Here is a 17,838-nt window from a genome sequence, read left to right on the forward strand (position 1 = left end):
GCTGCGTCGTACTGTCGCGGGCGTCGCGACGGTGACCGACTCGTGTCAGTACGGATTGTTCCGGCTACCGCTTAATTCCGGCTTAAGGCGCGTGGCGGCGCACGCTCCGGCAGCGGCGATTGCGCGACATTGTGCCAGAGCAACGAATTGCGGCCCGCAGCGGTTTTGTGATTTAATAAAAAGAGTTTCTTCGCACCCGATCCGGGTAATATCGGCGCGGGAAGTTTCCGATTCTGTCTTGCCGTGAGGGAGCGGACGTGCCTGCCGGCGCGCCACTGTGGTTAGGCCCCGCACGTGAATCTCGCCGGTTTCGTCCTTGTACCCCGATTCCCGTACATAGGATTCGATTGCCGTGCACCAAACCGACCCCTTTTCAAAAACCGCGTGCCACGCGGCGCCGACGCCCGATGTCGCAGTCTTGGGCGGTGGCTTGTCCGGTCGTCTCATTGCGTGGCGGCTCGCGCGTGCGGGCCATCGCGTCGCGCTGTATGAGCAAGGCGAGCCGAGCGGACGCAGTGCGGCAGCGTGGGTCGCCGCGGCCATGCTCGCGCCGCTGGCCGAAGCTGCCAGTGCCGAGCCGTTGCTGGTGGAGCTGGGCGTCGCGTCGCTCGAGCGCTGGGCCGAATGGCTGCCGCAGTTGCCACAACCGGTATTCTTTCAGCGCAACGGCACGCTGATTGTTTGGCATGCGGCCGATCGCGCCGAATGGCCATTGTTCGAGCAGCGCGTGCGTGTGAACGCGCCCATGACGATGCTGCGCGACGGCATTGTCGCACTGCACGGCGCTCAGGTCACGCAAGCCGAGCCGGCGCTTGGTACGCGCTTTCATGACGCGCGCCTGCTGCCTGGCGAGGGACAACTGGACAATCGGCAGTTGCTGGCGGCGCTGGGGGCCGCGCTCGACGAGTTGCATGTCGACACGCATTGGCATACCTGCGTGCGCGAGGATGCCTTGCCTGCTGCCGCTCTGGTGATCGATTGCCGTGGACTGGGTGCGAAACGGGCCTGGTCCGGTCTGCGCGGTTTGCGGGGCGAAGTCGCGCGGGTCCATGCGCCGGGCATTGGTTTGAGTCGGCCGGTGCGTCTGCTGCATCCGCGCTATCCGTTGTATATCGCGCCCAAGCAGGACGATCACTATGTGATCGGGGCTACCGAGATCGAGGGCGAGGATATGTCGCCGGTGAGCGTGCGCTCGGCGCTCGAGTTGTTGTCGGCGGCCTATTCGCTGCATCCCGCCTTCGGCGAGGGCCGGATCCTCGAGTTGAATGCGCATTGCCGGCCCACACTGCCGGACCATCGTCCTGCGCTGTCGTGGGATGGCGCGTCGGTGTTGCGCGTCAATGGCCTGTACCGCCACGGCTATATGATTGCGCCTGAGGTGGTGTGCGAAGCCGTGGCGCTCGCGCACGCGTTGCTCGATGCTCAGGTGCGAGATCCGGACGGTTTCGACGCATGGCGTGCCGCCTCTCGCTGGCCGATGCTTTACCGTGCGGCTGCGCTGCAGCCGTGCTTGACTGATGCATGAACCATGGATATCCAGATCAACAACCAATCTTTCTCGTTGCCCGACGATGCGCGCCTTGCTGACGCGCTGGCTTCATATGGTGCAGTGCCGCCGTACGCGGTCGCGATCAACGGCGAATTCGTGCCGCGCGCGCAGCATCCAGCGCGTGCGCTCACGCAAGGTGACCGAATCGACGTCGTAAAGCCTGTGGCAGGCGGATGACGCATTGGCGGCATGCCACGCGAGCCGACAACCTGACCTATGAGGCACTGAAATTGACGGAGATAATGATGAATTCGCATTCCACCGCCGACGCGCTGATCCTGTACGGACAGCCCTTCACAAGCCGGCTGTTGCTCGGCACGTCGCGCTATCCGTCGCTGCATGCGCTGGAGGCCTCGCTCGTGGCCGCGCGGCCCGCGATGGTCACCGTCGCGCTGCGGCGCCAGTTGGCCGCGCAGGGCGACGCCGACGTCGGTTTTTTTGACGCGCTGAAGCGCCGGGGTGCCGCGCTGCTGCCTAACACCGCCGGCTGCCATGCCGTGAAAGAGGCGGTGACGACCGCGCAGATGGCCCGCGAAGTGTTCGAGACTGACTGGATCAAACTCGAGCTGATTGGGGACGACTACACGTTGCAACCGGATCCGGTCGGTTTGATCGAGGCGGCCGACATCCTCGTGCGGGACGGCTTTAAGGTATTACCGTATTGCACGGAAGACCTCGTCGTCGCGCGGCGACTGCTCGACGTTGGCTGCGAGGCGTTAATGCCGTGGGGCGCCCCGATCGGCACCGGCAAGGGGGTGGTGAACCCGTATGGGCTCAAGCTGCTGCGCGAGCGCCTGACGGACGTACCGCTGATCGTCGACGCAGGGCTGGGTGTGCCGTCGCACGCGTGTCAGGTGATGGAGTGGGGGTTCGACGCCGTGCTGCTCAACACGGCGGTGTCGCAGGCGGCGCGGCCCGAGGCGATGGCACGGGCATTCGCGAACGCGGTGGATGCGGGTCGCGAAGCGTACTTAGCCGGGCCGATGCTGGAGCGCGACAGCGCGCACGCGAGTACGCCGGTGGTCGGCATGCCGTTCTGGCACCAGGACGGCTATCGCACGCCGGAAGGCGCTGCCGTCCCGCCCTCGGATGAGCGGGTGTGAGCAGTCCCTTCCCGTGGGGACGCGAGGTTTTTTACCCGCCCGCAGACGAACTGCTGGAGGCGGCCGAGCGGATCCGCGCACGGCTGGGTGATTGGCCGCGCGCCTGCCTGCCTATGCGTATCTGTCTCGCGCCGCCGCCGCAGCCAGGGCCCGGTGACGTGATCGTGGCGACCGATGCACAGCCGCATGCGGCCGATGCCGCGCGCTGGGTGGCTGCCGGTGCCACGGTACTAGACGCGTCGGCGCGTGCTATGCGGTTGCATCAGGGCGATGCGGTTCGCACGTTGGAGGCCGCACCTTGCGACGACTGGATCGCGGCGTTCGCCGCGTTCATCGATTGTGGCTGCGCGCCGCACGATGCGTTGTGTCTCGCCCTGGCGTGGCGGCAGGGCGACGAGCATGCGCAGGATCCATGGCCGTGCGACTTGTCGCGCTTTCCGCGCGTGCGGGGGTTGCCCGATGCGCCGGTGCAGCCGTTCGCTGCGTGCCCGGCCGCGCTCGGTCTGTATCCGGTGGTGCCGACGGCCGACTGGATCGAGCGGCTGCTAGCGTTCGGCGTGCGTACCGTGCAACTGCGCCGCAAGGTTGACGGGGCGGGCGACGCAGCGGATCTGCGCGAGTTAGCCGTGCTGCGGGCTGACGTGCGCCGCGCCGTTGCGGCGGGACGTCGCTATGATGACGCACGCGTGTTCATCAACGACCACTGGCAACTGGCGCTGGACGAAGGCGCATACGGCGTGCATCTAGGCCAGGAGGATGTGCTGCGCGCGGACCTCGGTGCGTTGGCGCACGCGGGGCTGCGGCTGGGTCTGTCCTCGCACGGATACTACGAGATATTGGTGGCGCTGCACTTCAAGCCGAGCTATATCGCGTTGGGTGCGGTGTTTCCGACCACCACTAAGGCGATGCCCAGCGTGCCGCAAGGGCTTGCGCGACTCGCGCGCTATGTGCGGCTGCTGGACGGCGTGGTGCCCTGCGTGGCAATCGGTGGCATCGATCTGCAGACGCTGGGCGATGTGCTGGCCACCGGTGTGCGCGGTGCCGCGGTCGTGCGCGCGGTAACGCAAGCCTACGACGTCGAAAAAGCAATCTTTGCGTTGCAAAGAGGGTTTATCCGATAATGCGGGGCTCGCCTGCCAATGCCCTACGCCGTGAAGGTGGCGTGTAAGCGGTCTCGCGTACAGTCCACGTGGAGGTTTCAGGCGGCAGATCCGCTTTAGGCCCTATAATCCGCGTTCCGTGCTTTTGATGACTGCCTACGTGCCGCCAACTGCCTCCGATATCCTGCTTGAGCTTCGCGACGTTGCTTTCGGCTACAGCGCTGAACGGCTCGTGCTCCAGAACCTGAACATGCGTTTCAAGCGTGGACAGGTAGTTGCGATTATGGGCGGCTCCGGATGCGGCAAGACGACGGTGTTGCGGCTCATCGGTGCGCTGGTGCGCGCCAACCGAGGCCAGGTGCTGTTCCGTGGCGAGGACGTCGGTGCAATGGGCCCCCAGGCGATCTACGCGGCGCGGCGCAAAATGGGCATGTTATTCCAATTCGGGGCGTTGTTTACTGACATGTCGGTGTTCGACAACGTCGCATTCCCGCTGCGCGAGCATACGGACCTGCCAGAGGAGTTGATCCGCGATCTCGTGCTGATGAAACTCAACGCGGTCGGCTTGCGCGGCGCACGCGACTTGGTGCCGTCCGAAGTCTCAGGCGGCATGGCGCGCCGGGTCGCGCTGGCCCGGGCGATCGCGCTCGACCCTGAGCTGATGATGTACGATGAGCCGTTCGCGGGACTGGATCCGATTTCGCTGGGCATTACCGCGAACCTGATCCGCACCCTCAATACCGCGCTCGGCGCCACGTCGATCCTCGTGACGCACGATGTGCCGGAGTCGTTTGCGATCGCGGACTACGTATATTTCATTGCGAATGGGCGGGTGCTCGCCGAGGGCACGCCCGCGCAGTTGCGCGCGTCGCAGGATCCGAGCGTGCGGCAGTTCATCGACGGCGCGCCTGACGGTCCCTTTCATTTTCACTATGCGAGCGCGCCGCTGGAGGCGGACTTCGGTCTCGGCACCGCGCCGCGCGCAGGAGAGTAGCGCATGATCGCCACGATCGGCCGCGCCGTTCTCGACGGCCTTTCACGCACGGGCTACGGCGCCCGCATGTTCGCGCGGCTTACATTGGAGTGCTTCCCATTGCTGCGGCGCCTGCGCACCGTCACCCAGCAGATCCACTTCCTGGGTAATTATTCACTCGTCATCATCGCTGTTTCGGGGTTGTTCGTCGGCTTCGTGCTGGGCTTGCAGGGTTACAACACGCTGAATCGCTACGGCTCCGAGCAAGCGCTCGGACTGTTGGTCGCGCTATCGCTGGTGCGCGAGCTTGGGCCGGTGGTCACTGCGTTGCTGTTCGCGGGACGTGCCGGCACGTCGCTGACCGCGGAGATCGGCCTGATGAAGGCGGGCGAACAACTGACCGCGATGGAAATGATGGCCGTGGACCCGATCCGGGTCGTCGTCGCACCGCGATTCTGGGCTGGCGTGATCGCCATGCCGATCCTGGCGGCGATCTTCAGCGCGGTCGGCATTGTCGGCGGGTATTTCGTCGGTGTGATATTGATCGGCGTGGACCCTGGCTCGTTTTGGTCCCAAATGCAATCGGGCGTCGACCTGCGGCAGGACATCGGCAACGGCGTGATCAAGAGCGTCGTGTTCGGTTTTGCGGTGACTTTCGTCGCGCTGTTCCAAGGCTATGAAGCCAAGCCGACCCCCGAAGGCGTGTCGCGCGCGACGACCAAGACGGTCGTATTCGCATCGCTGGCGGTACTTGGGCTGGATTTTCTGCTGACCGCGCTGATGTTCAATTGATGGATGGGCCCGGCGCTATGGTGTGCCGGCACGACTGCGTGCGCGATCCCCGTGTAGCACGCAGCGGTAATAGCTATTCCGATGGGATGACGATGAAGAAAAACGCTCTGGACTTCTGGGTCGGCTTGTTCGTGGTGCTCGGTTTTGTGGCGCTGCTGTTCCTGGCGCTCAAGGCTGGCAATATGAGTTCGCTGTCGTTTCAAGCCACCTACTCGGTGAAGATGAAATTCGACAACATCGGCGGACTGAAGCCGCGCGCGGCGGTCAAAAGCGCCGGCGTGACGGTGGGCCGCGTACAGAGCATTGGGTTCGATACGCAGACTTACCAGGCACTGGTCACGATCGACGTATTTAAGCAGTACACGTTTCCGAAGGACTCGTCGGCCAAGATCCTAACCTCGGGTCTGCTCGGCGAGCAGTATATCAGCCTGGATCCAGGGGGCGACGAACAGCTGCTCAAGGATGGCGACACGCTCACGATGACGCAATCCGCGATCGTGCTGGAAAACCTGATCGGCCAATTCCTGTACAGCAAGGCGGCGGATGCCGGTGCGGGCAAGTCGGCCGCGCCTGCCGCGGCTAGCCCTGGCGCATCTCAAATCCAAGTCGCGCCGGCAAGCGCGACGGCACACTGAGGGGAAGCACAATGACAAGGATGCGAGCCACCGTCGTGGCCGCGGCTGCTACGATAGCGCTGGGCGGTTGTGCAACGGTGAAGACGCCGTCGAAGCAAGACCCGCTGGAAGGGTTTAACCGGACGATGTTCGAATTCAACGACACGCTGGATCGCGTGGCGATGAAGCCGGTGGCGCGCGCCTATAACTGGGCGTTGCCCCTATTCGTTCGCGATCGTGTGTCGAGCTTCTTCTCGAACATCGGTGATGTGTATATCGCCGCCAACAATTTGTTGCAAGGTAAGATCACCGCGGGCACGGAAGACATCATGCGCGTGGCGATCAATAGCACGTTCGGGCTGGGCGGGCTGTTCGACTTTGCCAGCCAGGCCAGGTTGCCGAAGCATCAGTCGGACTTCGGCGTCACGTTGGGCCACTATGGCGTGCCACCGGGCCCGTACCTCGTGCTGCCACTGCTCGGGCCCAGTACCGTGCGCGACGCGGCAGGCCTGCTGGTCGACTGGCAGGGCGACCTGACTGCCTACATGCGTCCGATCTGGCTGCGCACGACGTTATATGGTGTGCGCATCGTCAGCACGCGCGCGGCGTTGCTCGGTGCAACCGACCTGCTGTCTAATGCGGCGCTCGACAAGTACTCGTTTGTGCGCAACGCCCATTTGCAACGGCGCCAGTACCTGATTTCGGATGGCAATCCGCCGCCGCCCGCGTACGACGATGAATCGGACGCTGACACCGGCCCGACTGACGATGGCGTACCGACGCCTGGCGCCGAAGGTGCGCCGGCTGCCGGCGCGGCCGTTGATGCTACCGGAGCTGTTGGGGCTGCTGAGACTGTTGAGGCTGCGGGCGCCGGCCCTGCCCACCCCGCGGCGACGCGACCGCCGGTACCGGCCGCTGCACCGCAGCCCGACGCAGCGCAGGGGGCATCGGCCCTACAACGGCAGGAGCCGACCGGCGCGGCCAAGCCGGATGCTGCTGCGGCGCGATTGGCGTCGGAGACGCACGTGCCAAGCCAGCAGATGATTCCACCCGGCGGCCGTCCCTATAGCATCCCGAATCTTCGGTTCAGGTGAGTATGCTTCGCGGTGAAGGAAACTCGAACTGCGCAATTCGCTCCAATGTTCGATGATCGTTGACCATAGCGGAAAGAAACAATCGATAGGACTGAGTTAATGAAAAAATTTTTACTGATCCCCGTCGTTGCCACGCTGCTGTCGTTCAGTGCCGGTTCGTTTGCCGAAGCACCGGCCATTGATACAGGCACACCGGATGGGCTGTTGAAATCGGTAACGACCGACGTGCTGAGCATCGTGCGCGCCGACCCGTCGCTCAAAGCCGGCGACATTGACCGGATCACGCAGGTTGTTAACCAAAAAATTCTGCCGTACACCGACTTTGCGAGGACGACGCGTCTAGTCATGGGGCGGCACTGGCGCACCGCGACGCCGCAACAGCAGCAGCAGATTGTCGAGCAATTCAAGATGCTGCTGATTCGGACCTATTCCGGGGCGCTGTCGCAGGTCGGCAATCAGGAAATTCAATATCAGCCGCTGCGTGCGGCGCCGACCGATACCGACGTCGTCGTACGCTCGACGGTGATTAACAATGGTCGGCCGATCCAGCTTGACTATCGGATGGAGAAGACCGCCCATGGCTGGCGGGTCTATGATTTGAATGTCGCCGGTGCGTGGCTCGTGCAAACATACCAGCAACAGTTCAATGAACAGATCCAGCAACACGGGATCGATGGCTTGATTACCTACCTATCGGAGAAAAATACGCCGGCCACCGCGGCCAAGAGCACATCGTGACAATCTTCGAAACGGGGCAGGCCCTGACGTTCGCGACGGCGAACGCTGTGCTCGAGGTTGGCCTGAACCATATCGCCGGCGGCGCGACCGGCGTGGATTGCGCCTGCCTGCAGCAATTCGATTCGTCGGCGTTGGCGGTATTGCTGGCGTGGCAACGTGCGGCTCGCGTGCGTCACGCGGCATCGTTCTCGATCCTGAACCTGCCCGACGGATTGGCCAGCCTTGCCCAAGCCTACGGCGTCCAGACACTGGTTTTGTCCCGCCGACATTGACGCTGTCACGTTGTTCCAGGTGACGGCGTAGGCCACGGGGCCAATCGGCCCCCCTCGCGGCGACCCGCCGACTTCGCCTATAATCAAGCGTTTTCCAGGCCGTCGATAGGCCATTGCCCGCCCGCGCAGCCTGCACGGGCAGGTCTGCAAACTCTGCCGGCGCCGTTGCGCCGCACACTCATGTCAGCCATAGAAATCCACAACGTCAAGAAGCGCTATCGCGATTTGCAGGCGCTTAAAGGCGTGTCGTTCACCGTCGAGGATGGCGAGTTCTTCGGATTGCTCGGCCCCAACGGCGCAGGCAAGACGACGCTGATCAGCATACTTGCGGGTCTGGCGCGCGCGGACGAAGGATCGATCGCGGTGCGGGGCCACGATGTCGTCACAGACTTCAGGCGTGCGCGGCACGCCCTTGGCGTGGTGCCTCAAGAATTGGTGTTCGACCCCTTTTTTACTGTACGTGAATGCCTTCGCATTCAATCCGGCTATTTCGGTTTGGCCCGCAACGACGACTGGATCGACGAGGTGATGGCCAATCTGGATCTGACCGAGAAGGCGGACGTCAACATGCGCGCGTTGTCCGGCGGAATGAAGCGGCGCGTACTGGTCGCGCAGGCGCTCGTGCACCGGCCGCCGGTGATCGTGCTGGATGAGCCGACCGCAGGCGTGGACGTGGAATTGCGCCAGACGCTGTGGAAATTCATCGCGCGGCTCAACCGCGAAGGGCATACGATCGTGTTGACCACGCATTACCTGGAAGAGGCCGAGGCGCTGTGCGACCGCATTGCCATGCTGCGCCGCGGCGAGGTGGTTGCGCTGGAGCGCACCGGTGCGTTGCTGCAGCGCTTCACCGGACTGCAGTTGTTCGTGCGCGTGAGCGCAGGTGGGGTGCCGGCGCAGGTCCGGGCCCTGGCGGTCGGCACGCCCGATCCGGCGGGTCGGCAGCACCTGTTGAGGCTGGACTCGTATGACGACGTGGAGCCGATTCTTGCGCAATGCCGTGCGGCCGGCTGTCGGTTCGACGAGATCGACGTGCGTAAGGCCGATCTGGAAGACGTGTTTGTGCAGATCATGAATGCGCCCGAGGTCGTGGAGGGACTGGCATGACAGGCTTCAGGACGCTGTTCTATAAGGAAGTGCTGCGGTTCTGGAAGGTGGCCTTCCAGACCGTGCTGGCCCCGGTGATGACCGCGTTGTTGTACCTGACTATCTTTGGCCACGCGTTGCGTGGCCATGTCCAGGTCTATCCTGGCGTCGAGTACACGAGTTTCCTCATTCCGGGACTGGTTATGATGAGCGTGTTACAAAATGCATTTGCGAACAGCTCGTCGTCGTTGATTCAGTCCAAGGTCACCGGCAACCTAGTGTTCGCCCTGTTGTCGCCGCTGTCGCACTGGGAGATGTTCTGCGCCTACGTGCTGGCCTCGGTCGTGCGCGGCTTGACTGTCGGGCTGGGGGTATTCGTCGTAACCATTGCGTTCATCCCGGTGCCGTTCTCCGCGCCGCTGTATATTGTCGCGTTCGCCGTGCTTGGCGCGGCGATCCTTGGCACGCTGGGCCTGATCGCTGGGATCTGGGCCGAGAAGTTCGACCAACTGGCGGCATTCCAGAATTTCCTGATCATGCCGTTAACGTTCCTGTCCGGCGTGTTTTATTCGACGCATACGTTGCCGGACCTGTGGCGGCACGTATCGCGCCTGAACCCTTTCTTCTACATGATCGACGGATTTCGCTTCGGCTTTTTCGGCGCGTCCGACGTGGCGCCGCTTGCCAGTCTAGCAGTGGTGGGGGGATTTTTCGTCGCCGTCGCGGCATTGGCGGTACGCTTGCTGGCGAGCGGGTACAAACTGCGTCATTGAAGCATGAGAATCGGTCAAGGCGTCGCGCCCGGCGTGCGTCGCGACCCACAATTGAAAGCATACTGAGAGGGACTTGCGATGTTGCCTACCCCGGAACAAGTCAAGGAATATATTGAAGCCGGCTTGCCGTGCGAGCGTATCGACATCGAAGGCGACGGCCAGCACTTCTTCGCGACGATCGTCAGCTCGGCATTCGAGGGTAAGCGCAGTATTGCGCGGCACCAACTTGTCTATGCGGCGCTGGGCGAACGCATGCGCGAGGAGATTCACGCGTTGAGCATGAAGACGCTGACACCAACTGAATGGCAAAATCGATGAAGCAGGATTCGAGTGCGAATTAAACGAGATAACCTGGGCGTGACGAACGACGCCCCAGCGGCCCAGGCGGTTCATGCGTCGCGCCCGCCGGCCGCACAACGCGGAAGCGAATCAATGGATAAATTGCTGATCGACGGCGGGGTCCGCCTCAATGGCGAGATCACGGTGTCCGGTGCCAAGAATGCGACGTTGCCGATCCTGTGCGCAAGCCTGCTAAGCGCGGAGCCGGTTCAGCTGGAGAACGTGCCGAACCTGCAGGACGTGCGAACCATGTTGAAGTTGCTCGGCCAGATGGGGGTGCGCTCGGAGGTGAACGGCAACGCAGTGACGCTGGACGCGTCGCAGGTCGACAAGCCGGTGGCGCCATACGAGTTGGTCAAGACGATGCGTGCGTCGATTCTCGTGCTTGGGCCACTGGTGGCGCGCTTCGGTCATGCACAAGTGTCGCTGCCTGGCGGATGTGCGATCGGCGCGCGCCCAGTCGATCAGCATATTAAGGGATTGACCGCGATGGGCGCGGCGATCTCGATCGAGCACGGCTTCATCGATGCGCGGGCGCGACGCTTGAAGGGCGCGCACGTGATCACCGACATGATTACCGTGACTGGCACGGAGAACCTGCTGATGGCGGCGGTGCTTGCGGACGGGGAAACCGTGCTGGAGAACGCGGCGCGCGAACCGGAGGTCACCGACCTGGCGAACTTGCTTGTCGCGATGGGCGCGAAAATCGACGGGATCGGCACGGACCGGCTCGTGGTGCACGGTGTGCCGCGCTTGCACGGCGCGCGCCACGCGGTGATCCCGGACCGCATCGAGGCCGGCACGTTCCTGTGCGCAGCCGCTGCCACGGGTGGCGACGTCACGCTGCGCGGCGTCACCCCGCTGATCCTGGAGGCCGTCATCGACAAGTTGCGCGAGGCGGGCGCGCAAGTGTCGGCCGGCGATGACTGGATCCGCCTGCGGATGCCAGGCCGTGCGCGTGCGGTATCGTTTCGCACCGCCGAGTATCCGGCGTTTCCGACCGACATGCAGGCGCAGTTCATGGCGCTGAACGCCATTGCGACCGGGACGTCAAAAGTGGTGGAGACGATTTTTGAGAATCGCTTCATGCACGTGCAGGAACTGAACCGGCTTGGCGCGAATATCACGATCGACGGTAATACGGCGCTGGTGACCGGCGTGGACAAGCTGTCCGGCGCGAAAGTGATGGCCACGGATCTGCGCGCGTCGGCCAGCCTTGTCATTGCCGCGTTGGTGGCCGACGGGCAGACGCTGATCGACCGGATTTACCATCTCGATCGTGGCTACGACCGCATGGAGACCAAGCTGGGCACGCTGGGCGCGAGTGTCAGCCGTGTCAGCGCGAATGCACCGATTAATACGGACGATGCGCGCGGCGATGCCGCGCAAAACGCCGCAGCAGCGGCCTTGCAAGATGCCGCCGCCGTGGCTTCGCAAGAGGCTGTCGGGCAGGCACGCGCTGCCGAAGGGGACGGTTTAGCCCGCGGAGCGGTGGCATGAGCACGTCGGCCACGGCCAACATGCCGGGCGCGTTGGCGCCGGTCGGGCCGGGCGTGCCGTTGACATTGGCGCTGTCCAAGGGCCGTATCTTCGAGGAGACGTTGCCGCTACTGGCGGCGGCCGGAATCACGGTGACCGAGGATCCGGAGTCGTCGCGCAAGTTGATTCTGCCCACCACAGATCCGGGCTTGCGCGTGATCATTGTGCGGGCGACCGACGTGCCAACCTACGTCGAGTATGGCGCAGCCGACTTCGGCGTGGCCGGCAAGGACGTGCTGCTCGAGCATGGCGGCGACGGACTGTACCAGCCGATCGACCTGAACATTGCCCGCTGCAGATTGTCAGTCGCGGTGCCGCAGGGTTTCGATTATGCGAATGCGGTGCGGCAAGGTGCCCGACTGCGGGTGGCCACGAAGTACGTGAACAGCGCGCGCGAGCATTTTGCGGCCAAGGGCGTGCACGTGGACCTGATCAAGTTGTATGGCTCGATGGAGCTAGCGCCGTTGGTGGGTCTGGCTGATGCGATCGTCGACCTGGTCAGCTCCGGCGGCACGCTGCGTGCGAACAACTTGGTCGAGGTCGAGCAGATCATGGAGATCTCGTCGCGGCTGGTGGTCAACCAGGCTGCGCTCAAGCTTAAGCGTGCAAAACTCAAGCCCATTCTCGAAGCGTTCGAGCGCGCCAGCAAGGGCGGGGCACAAGCCGTGGCCGGGCGCCGCGCAGATACCGGGACGCCCGGCGTGTGAGGCCCGCATCACGGGACACAAGGAACTCGTATGGCGATCAAGATCCGCAAACTCGACTCCTCGGATGCCGGTTTCAAGCCGGCGTTGGCGGCCGTGCTCGCATTCGAGGCGAGCGAAGACGAAGCGATCGAGCGCTCGGTCGCGCAGATCTTAGCTGATGTCAAATTACGCGGCGATGCCGCTGTGCTGGAATATACGAAGCGTTTTGACCGGCTGGACGTGGACAGCGTTGCGTCCCTGGAATTGCCGGCTGCCCAGCTACAGGCGGCACTGGATGCGCTGGAACCCAAGCGCCGGGCAGCGTTAGAGGCGGCGGCGGCACGCGTGCACGCGTATCACGACAAGCAAAAAATCGAATGCGGCAGCCACAGCTGGCAGTATACCGAGGCGGATGGCACGGTGCTCGGCCAAAAGGTCACGCCGCTAGACTGCGTCGGCGTGTACGTGCCCGGCGGTAAGGCCGCCTACCCGTCGTCGGTGCTGATGAATGCGATTCCGGCGCGCGTGGCCGGCGTGCGCGAGATCGTGATGGTAGTGCCGACGCCGGACGGCGTGGCCAATGACCTTGTGCTGGCTGCTGCGCTGCTTGGCGGCGTGGACCGGGTGTTGACCATCGGGGGCGCCCAGGCCATCGGCGCGCTCGCATACGGTACGGATACGATCCCGGCCGTGGACAAGATCTGCGGACCGGGCAATGCCTACGTCGCCGCCGCCAAGCGACGAGTGTTCGGCACGGTCGGCATCGACATGATCGCCGGCCCATCGGAGATCTTGGTGTTGTGCGATGGCACCACCGATCCGCGTTGGGTCGCAATGGACCTGTTTTCGCAGGCCGAGCATGATGAACTCGCACAGTCGATCCTGTTATGTCCGGACGCCGTGTTCATCCGGCGCGTCGAGGAAGCGATTGACCAGCTGATTGGGACGATGCCGCGGCGCGACGTGATCACCCGTTCACTGCAGAATCGCGGCGCGCTGATCAAGGTCCGGGACATGGCCGAGGCATGCGCGATCGCCAACGATATTGCGCCGGAGCACCTGGAGGTATCGGCGCTCGAGCCGCATCAATGGGTGCCGCACATTCGCCACGCTGGCGCGATCTTCCTCGGCCGTTACACGAGCGAGAGCCTCGGCGACTATTGTGCGGGCCCGAACCACGTACTGCCGACTTCCCGTACCGCACGCTTTTCGTCGCCGTTGGGCGTGTATGACTTCCTGAAGCGCTCGAGCGTGATTGAAGTGAGCGCCGAAGGGGCGCAGACGCTGGGTGAAATTGCCGCGGAACTCGCGTATGGTGAGGGCCTGCAGGGGCACGCGCGCAGCGCTGAGTATCGGATGAAGACCGGCGGCTGACCGCACTGGCGGGCAGGCGGGACAGCTTGGATACCAGACTATGACGATACCCCAGGACATCATTCGCGCGGACGTGCTTGCGATGACGAGCTATCCGGTACCGGATGCCGCCGGCTTGATCAAGCTGGACGCCATGGAAAACCCCTACGCGCTGCCGCGGCCGCTTGCGGACCGGCTCGGCGAGCGGCTCGCACAGGTTGCGTTGAACCGCTACCCGTTGCCGCGGCCCGGCGCGCTGCTGGACAAGCTCAAGCGCGCGATGCAGGTGCCGGCTGATTGCGACGTGCTGCTGGGCAATGGGTCGGACGAATTGATCAGCCTGATCGCGACCGCGTGCGCGAAGCCGGGTGCCAAGCTCCTGGCGCCGGTGCCCGGCTTCGTGATGTACGCGATGTCGGCCAAGCTCGCCCATTTGGAATTCGTGGGTGTGCCGCTGAATGCCGATCTGACGCTGGATGGGAGCGCGATGCTGGAGGCCGTCGCTGTGCACCAGCCCGCGGTGATCTATCTGGCCTACCCGAACAATCCGACCGGCACGCTGTTTGACGACGCGGATCTCGAGCGGGTCGTGCGCGCGGCCAACCGGTCGCTGGTGGTCATCGACGAAGCATATCAACCATTCGCGCAGCGCAGCTGGATGTCGCGAGCCGGCGAGTTCGACAACGTGGTGGTCATGCGCACCGTCTCCAAGCTGGGCCTGGCCGGTATCCGGCTCGGCTATCTGGTCGGTTTGCCAGCCTGGATCAACGAACTCGACAAGGTGCGCCCCCCCTACAATACCAACGTGCTGACGCAGGCGACCGTCGATTTTATGCTCGATCACCTAGAAGTGCTCGATGCGCAGGCCGCTGAGTTGCGTGCCGAGCGGGCGCGACTTGCCGAGGCGATCGGCGCGTTGCCAGGTGCTCACGTGTTTCCGAGTGCTGGGAACTTCCTGCTGGTGCGCGTGCCAGATGCCGCTGCGGTGTTCGACGCGTTGCTCGGTGCACGGATTCTGATCAAAAACGTGAGTAAAATGCATCCATTGCTGGCTGAGTGCGTGCGGATCACGGTCAGCACGCCGGATGAGAATGCACAATTGCTGGCTGCGTTGAGCAATGTGCTGGTTTGATCGCATGCGAGTCGCCGTTTAACTTTTCCGCCATTTTCAGGAACATCCATGCGTATTGCGGAAGTCGTGCGCAACACGAGCGAAACGCAGATCCGGGTCAAGGTCAATCTGGATGGCACCGGCCAGCAAAAGCTGAACACCGGGGTGCCGTTTCTCGATCACATGCTGGATCAAATTGCCCGCCACGGCTTGATCGATCTCGAGGTCAACGCGCTCGGCGACTGGCACATAGACGACCACCATACGGTCGAGGACACCGGCATTACGCTGGGCCAGGCTGTCGCCAAGGCGATCGGTGACCGTAAGGGCATTCGCCGCTACGGTCACGCGTACGTACCGCTGGACGAAGCATTGTCCCGCGTCGTCATTGATTTTTCCGGACGCCCAGGACTGGAGTTTCATATCCCGTTCACGCGCGCGCGGATCGGCAACTTCGATGTCGATCTAACGATCGAGTTTTTCCGCGGCTTCGTCAATCATGCCGGCGTCACGCTGCATATCGACAACTTGCGCGGCTTGAATGCGCATCACCAGGTCGAGACCGCGTTCAAAGCGTTCGGCCGGGCGCTGCGCATGGCCGCCGAGATCGATGAGCGCGCGGCTGGACAGATCCCGTCAACCAAGGGCAGCCTGTAGAACACGTTGCCACCGTTGCTCAACCGCGCGTTGCCGGAGATCAGGCCGGCGAGCACATTATCTCTTTCTTCGGCATTTCGACGGCGTCGCTTGGGCAACGCGCGCAGCACCGCCGAGGAGCGCGATGAGGCCAAGGTGAAGAACAGCGTGGCCGTCTTGCCGCTGGCGATTCCGTTGCTGACGGGGCCGGGGACGATCAGTACCGTCATCGTGTATGCGAACAAGTCGCACTACTGGTGCGAGTTGCTCGAACTGATTGAAAATACTGCTACCGGTACTCAGGTAGCAGGCGAACAGCGCGCGGGGCGGGTGGTGCGACCACCCCGCGCGGTTTTGGGAAGGATGTGTATCAGAAGCGGGTCTGCATGAAAACTTCGATAGCGATTGTCGACTACGGAATGGGCAACCTGCGCTCGGTCTGGCAGGCGATGTTGCACGCCGCACCACAGGCCGACGTGCAAGTGGTTAGCGACGTGCACAAGGTGCGCGCCGCGCATCGCGTGGTGCTGCCCGGACAAGGGGCGATGCGCGATTGCATGGCGTCGCTGGCCGCCTCGGGGCTGCAGGACGCGGTGCTGGAGGCGACACGCACTAAGCCGGTCCTGGGCGTGTGTGTGGGCGAGCAAATGCTGTTCGACTGGAGCGAGGAGGCTGATACGAAGGGCCTGGGCGTGCTGGGCGGCAAGTGCATGCGTTTTCAACTGGGTAGCAAGCTGCAGGACGACGGCTCGCGCTTCAAGGTGCCGCAGACGGGCTGGAACCGGGTGCGGCAGACTCGGTCCCACCCGCTGTGGGATGGCATCGCCGACCAGAGCTTCTTCTATTTCGTGCACAGCTATTATGTGGTACCCGACGACGCGTCTGACACCGTGGGTGAAACCGTGTACGGCGCGCCGTTTACGTCCGCGGTAGCACGGGATAACATTTTTGCCACGCAGTTCCATCCCGAAAAAAGCGCGGAAGTGGGGTTGCGGCTGTATCGCAATTTTGTTCGGTGGGATCCATGATGATTGCCGGTATCTGGTATCTGGTATCTGGTATCTGGTATCCGGTATCCGGTATCCGGTATCCGGTATCCGGTATCCGGTATCCGATGTTCGGTGTTCGGTGTTTGGTGGCACGCAGCCTTCGGCACTGGGTCGCGCGCCGGCCGGGGCCGCCTTACAACTTGTACTAAACTAGCAAAGACCTGCCGTCACACCGCAACGTGGTGGCAGCCCAATGAATTTCTTACTCCAGACTGACACGCGATAGTTATGTTGCTCATCCCGGCCATCGACCTCAAGGACGGTCAATGTGTGCGCCTGAAGCAAGGCGATATGGACCAGGTGACGGTCTTTTCCGAGGACCCGGCGGCCATGGCCCGTCATTGGGTGGATAACGGTGCGCGTCGGCTTCATCTGGTCGACCTGAACGGCGCGTTCGCCGGCAAGCCGAGGAACGAAGATGCGATTTGCTCAATCATCGCCGAGGTCGGTGATGAGATTCCGGTGCAGCTCGGTGGCGGGATTCGCGACCTCAATACGATCGAGCGGTACCTGGACGATGGACTGTCGTATGTGATCATCGGTACGGCCGCGGTGAAGAACCCGGGATTCCTGCGGGATGCGTGCAGTGCATTCGGCGGCCATATCATCGTTGGGCTGGACGCGAAGGACGGCAAAGTGGCCACGGACGGCTGGAGCAAGCTGACCGGGCACGAGGTGATCGACCTGGCGCGCAAGTTTGAGGATTACGGCGTCGAGGCGATCGTCTATACCGATATCGGCCGCGACGGTATGTTGCAGGGAATCAACATCGAAGCGACCGTGCGCCTCGCGCAGGCGGTCAAGATTCCGGTGATCGCCAGTGGCGGGCTGTCGAACCTGGCCGACATCGACGCGCTGTGCGCCGTCGAGGACGAGGGGATCGAGGGTGTGATTTGTGGGCGCGCGATCTATTCCGGCGAACTCAATTTCACGGCTGCGCAGAACCTTGCCGATTCGCTGCGCGAGTCCAGCGCCTGAGGCTGCGGCGCGCGCCGTGGGTCGGCTGCCCGGGCGCCGCCGTCGCGCTGGCC

At 63.4% G+C, this 17,838-nt stretch carries 20 protein-coding genes and 1 pseudogene; all 21 read left to right on the forward strand.

Going from position 1 to position 17,838, the window contains the following annotated elements; genetic code table 11:
• Positions 1–352 precede the first annotated feature (352 nt).
• The 21 genes and pseudogenes from B0B13_RS13820 (at position 353) to hisA (ending at position 17,785) form a co-directional block, all read left to right on the forward strand.
• On the forward strand, positions 353–1,525 hold the full coding sequence (locus B0B13_RS13820) for an FAD-dependent oxidoreductase (protein WP_076796851.1): 1,173 nt from the start codon (positions 353–355) through the stop codon (positions 1,523–1,525).
• Between the two features lie 3 nt (positions 1,526–1,528).
• Positions 1,529–1,726: a sulfur carrier protein ThiS gene (gene thiS / locus B0B13_RS13825; protein WP_076785602.1), complete on the forward strand. Its 198-nt coding sequence runs from the start codon at positions 1,529–1,531 to the stop codon at positions 1,724–1,726.
• 68 nt (positions 1,727–1,794) lie between these two features.
• The gene (locus tag B0B13_RS13830) at positions 1,795–2,652 is read left to right on the forward strand and encodes a thiazole synthase (protein ID WP_076787482.1); all 858 of its coding nucleotides are present in this window, start codon (positions 1,795–1,797) and stop codon (positions 2,650–2,652) included.
• The gene (gene thiE / locus B0B13_RS13835) at positions 2,649–3,773 is read left to right on the forward strand and encodes a thiamine phosphate synthase (protein WP_076796852.1); all 1,125 of its coding nucleotides are present in this window, start codon (positions 2,649–2,651) and stop codon (positions 3,771–3,773) included. Before B0B13_RS13830 ends, thiE begins: the two co-directional genes overlap by 4 nt.
• A gap of 127 nt (positions 3,774–3,900) precedes the next feature.
• Positions 3,901–4,746, forward strand: a complete 846-nt coding sequence (locus B0B13_RS13840) for an ABC transporter ATP-binding protein (RefSeq protein WP_076785600.1) — start codon at positions 3,901–3,903, stop codon at positions 4,744–4,746.
• A 3-nt stretch (positions 4,747–4,749) separates the two neighbouring features.
• Entirely contained in the window at positions 4,750–5,517 is a 768-nt protein-coding gene (mlaE, locus tag B0B13_RS13845) for a lipid asymmetry maintenance ABC transporter permease subunit MlaE (RefSeq protein WP_076785599.1), read from the forward strand.
• Between the two features lie 86 nt (positions 5,518–5,603).
• A complete protein-coding gene (mlaD, locus tag B0B13_RS13850) occupies positions 5,604–6,152 on the forward strand; it encodes an outer membrane lipid asymmetry maintenance protein MlaD (RefSeq protein WP_076797335.1) in 549 nt (182 codons plus the stop codon).
• An 11-nt stretch (positions 6,153–6,163) separates the two neighbouring features.
• Complete coding sequence (locus tag B0B13_RS13855) at positions 6,164–7,225, forward strand: MlaA family lipoprotein (RefSeq protein WP_076796853.1); 1,062 nt, start codon at positions 6,164–6,166, stop codon at positions 7,223–7,225.
• 99 nt (positions 7,226–7,324) lie between these two features.
• The gene (locus B0B13_RS13860) at positions 7,325–7,963 is read left to right on the forward strand and encodes an MlaC/ttg2D family ABC transporter substrate-binding protein (protein ID WP_076785597.1); all 639 of its coding nucleotides are present in this window, start codon (positions 7,325–7,327) and stop codon (positions 7,961–7,963) included.
• Positions 7,960–8,235 (forward strand): STAS domain-containing protein, encoded by a 276-nt coding sequence (locus tag B0B13_RS13865; protein ID WP_076785596.1) that lies wholly within the window; start codon positions 7,960–7,962, stop codon positions 8,233–8,235. The genes B0B13_RS13860 and B0B13_RS13865 overlap by 4 nt, the downstream gene beginning before the upstream one ends.
• Positions 8,236–8,415: 180 nt before the next feature.
• A complete protein-coding gene (locus B0B13_RS13870; RefSeq protein ID WP_076796854.1) occupies positions 8,416–9,342 on the forward strand; it encodes an ABC transporter ATP-binding protein in 927 nt (308 codons plus the stop codon).
• Complete coding sequence (locus tag B0B13_RS13875) at positions 9,339–10,094, forward strand: ABC transporter permease (RefSeq protein WP_076785594.1); 756 nt, start codon at positions 9,339–9,341, stop codon at positions 10,092–10,094. Before B0B13_RS13870 ends, B0B13_RS13875 begins: the two co-directional genes overlap by 4 nt.
• Before the next feature lie 78 nt (positions 10,095–10,172).
• Complete coding sequence (locus B0B13_RS13880) at positions 10,173–10,412, forward strand: BolA family protein (RefSeq protein ID WP_076785593.1); 240 nt, start codon at positions 10,173–10,175, stop codon at positions 10,410–10,412.
• Positions 10,413–10,526: 114 nt separating this feature from the next.
• Positions 10,527–11,780: pseudogene (gene murA / locus B0B13_RS13885) on the forward strand (UDP-N-acetylglucosamine 1-carboxyvinyltransferase); the annotation flags it as partial.
• Between the two features lie 173 nt (positions 11,781–11,953).
• Complete coding sequence (gene hisG / locus B0B13_RS13890; RefSeq protein WP_076787478.1) at positions 11,954–12,679, forward strand: ATP phosphoribosyltransferase; 726 nt, start codon at positions 11,954–11,956, stop codon at positions 12,677–12,679.
• Between the two features lie 30 nt (positions 12,680–12,709).
• Positions 12,710–14,032, forward strand: a complete 1,323-nt coding sequence (hisD, locus tag B0B13_RS13895; protein WP_076796855.1) for a histidinol dehydrogenase — start codon at positions 12,710–12,712, stop codon at positions 14,030–14,032.
• A gap of 40 nt (positions 14,033–14,072) precedes the next feature.
• Entirely contained in the window at positions 14,073–15,143 is a 1,071-nt protein-coding gene (gene hisC, locus B0B13_RS13900) for a histidinol-phosphate transaminase (RefSeq protein ID WP_076785591.1), read from the forward strand.
• Between the two features lie 48 nt (positions 15,144–15,191).
• Entirely contained in the window at positions 15,192–15,779 is a 588-nt protein-coding gene (gene hisB / locus B0B13_RS13905; RefSeq protein ID WP_076785590.1) for an imidazoleglycerol-phosphate dehydratase HisB, read from the forward strand.
• A 15-nt stretch (positions 15,780–15,794) separates the two neighbouring features.
• A complete protein-coding gene (locus B0B13_RS20120; RefSeq protein WP_502686588.1) occupies positions 15,795–16,148 on the forward strand; it encodes a MarC family protein in 354 nt (117 codons plus the stop codon).
• On the forward strand, positions 16,145–16,786 hold the full coding sequence (gene hisH, locus B0B13_RS13915; protein ID WP_076796856.1) for an imidazole glycerol phosphate synthase subunit HisH: 642 nt from the start codon (positions 16,145–16,147) through the stop codon (positions 16,784–16,786). The genes B0B13_RS20120 and hisH overlap by 4 nt, the downstream gene beginning before the upstream one ends.
• 249 nt (positions 16,787–17,035) lie before the next feature.
• A complete protein-coding gene (gene hisA, locus B0B13_RS13920) occupies positions 17,036–17,785 on the forward strand; it encodes a 1-(5-phosphoribosyl)-5-[(5-phosphoribosylamino)methylideneamino]imidazole-4-carboxamide isomerase (RefSeq protein WP_076785587.1) in 750 nt (249 codons plus the stop codon).
• Positions 17,786–17,838: the final 53 nt, after the last annotated feature.

This window comes from Burkholderia sp. b14, from assembly GCF_900156195.1.
Taxonomy (GTDB): domain Bacteria; phylum Pseudomonadota; class Gammaproteobacteria; order Burkholderiales; family Burkholderiaceae; genus Mycetohabitans.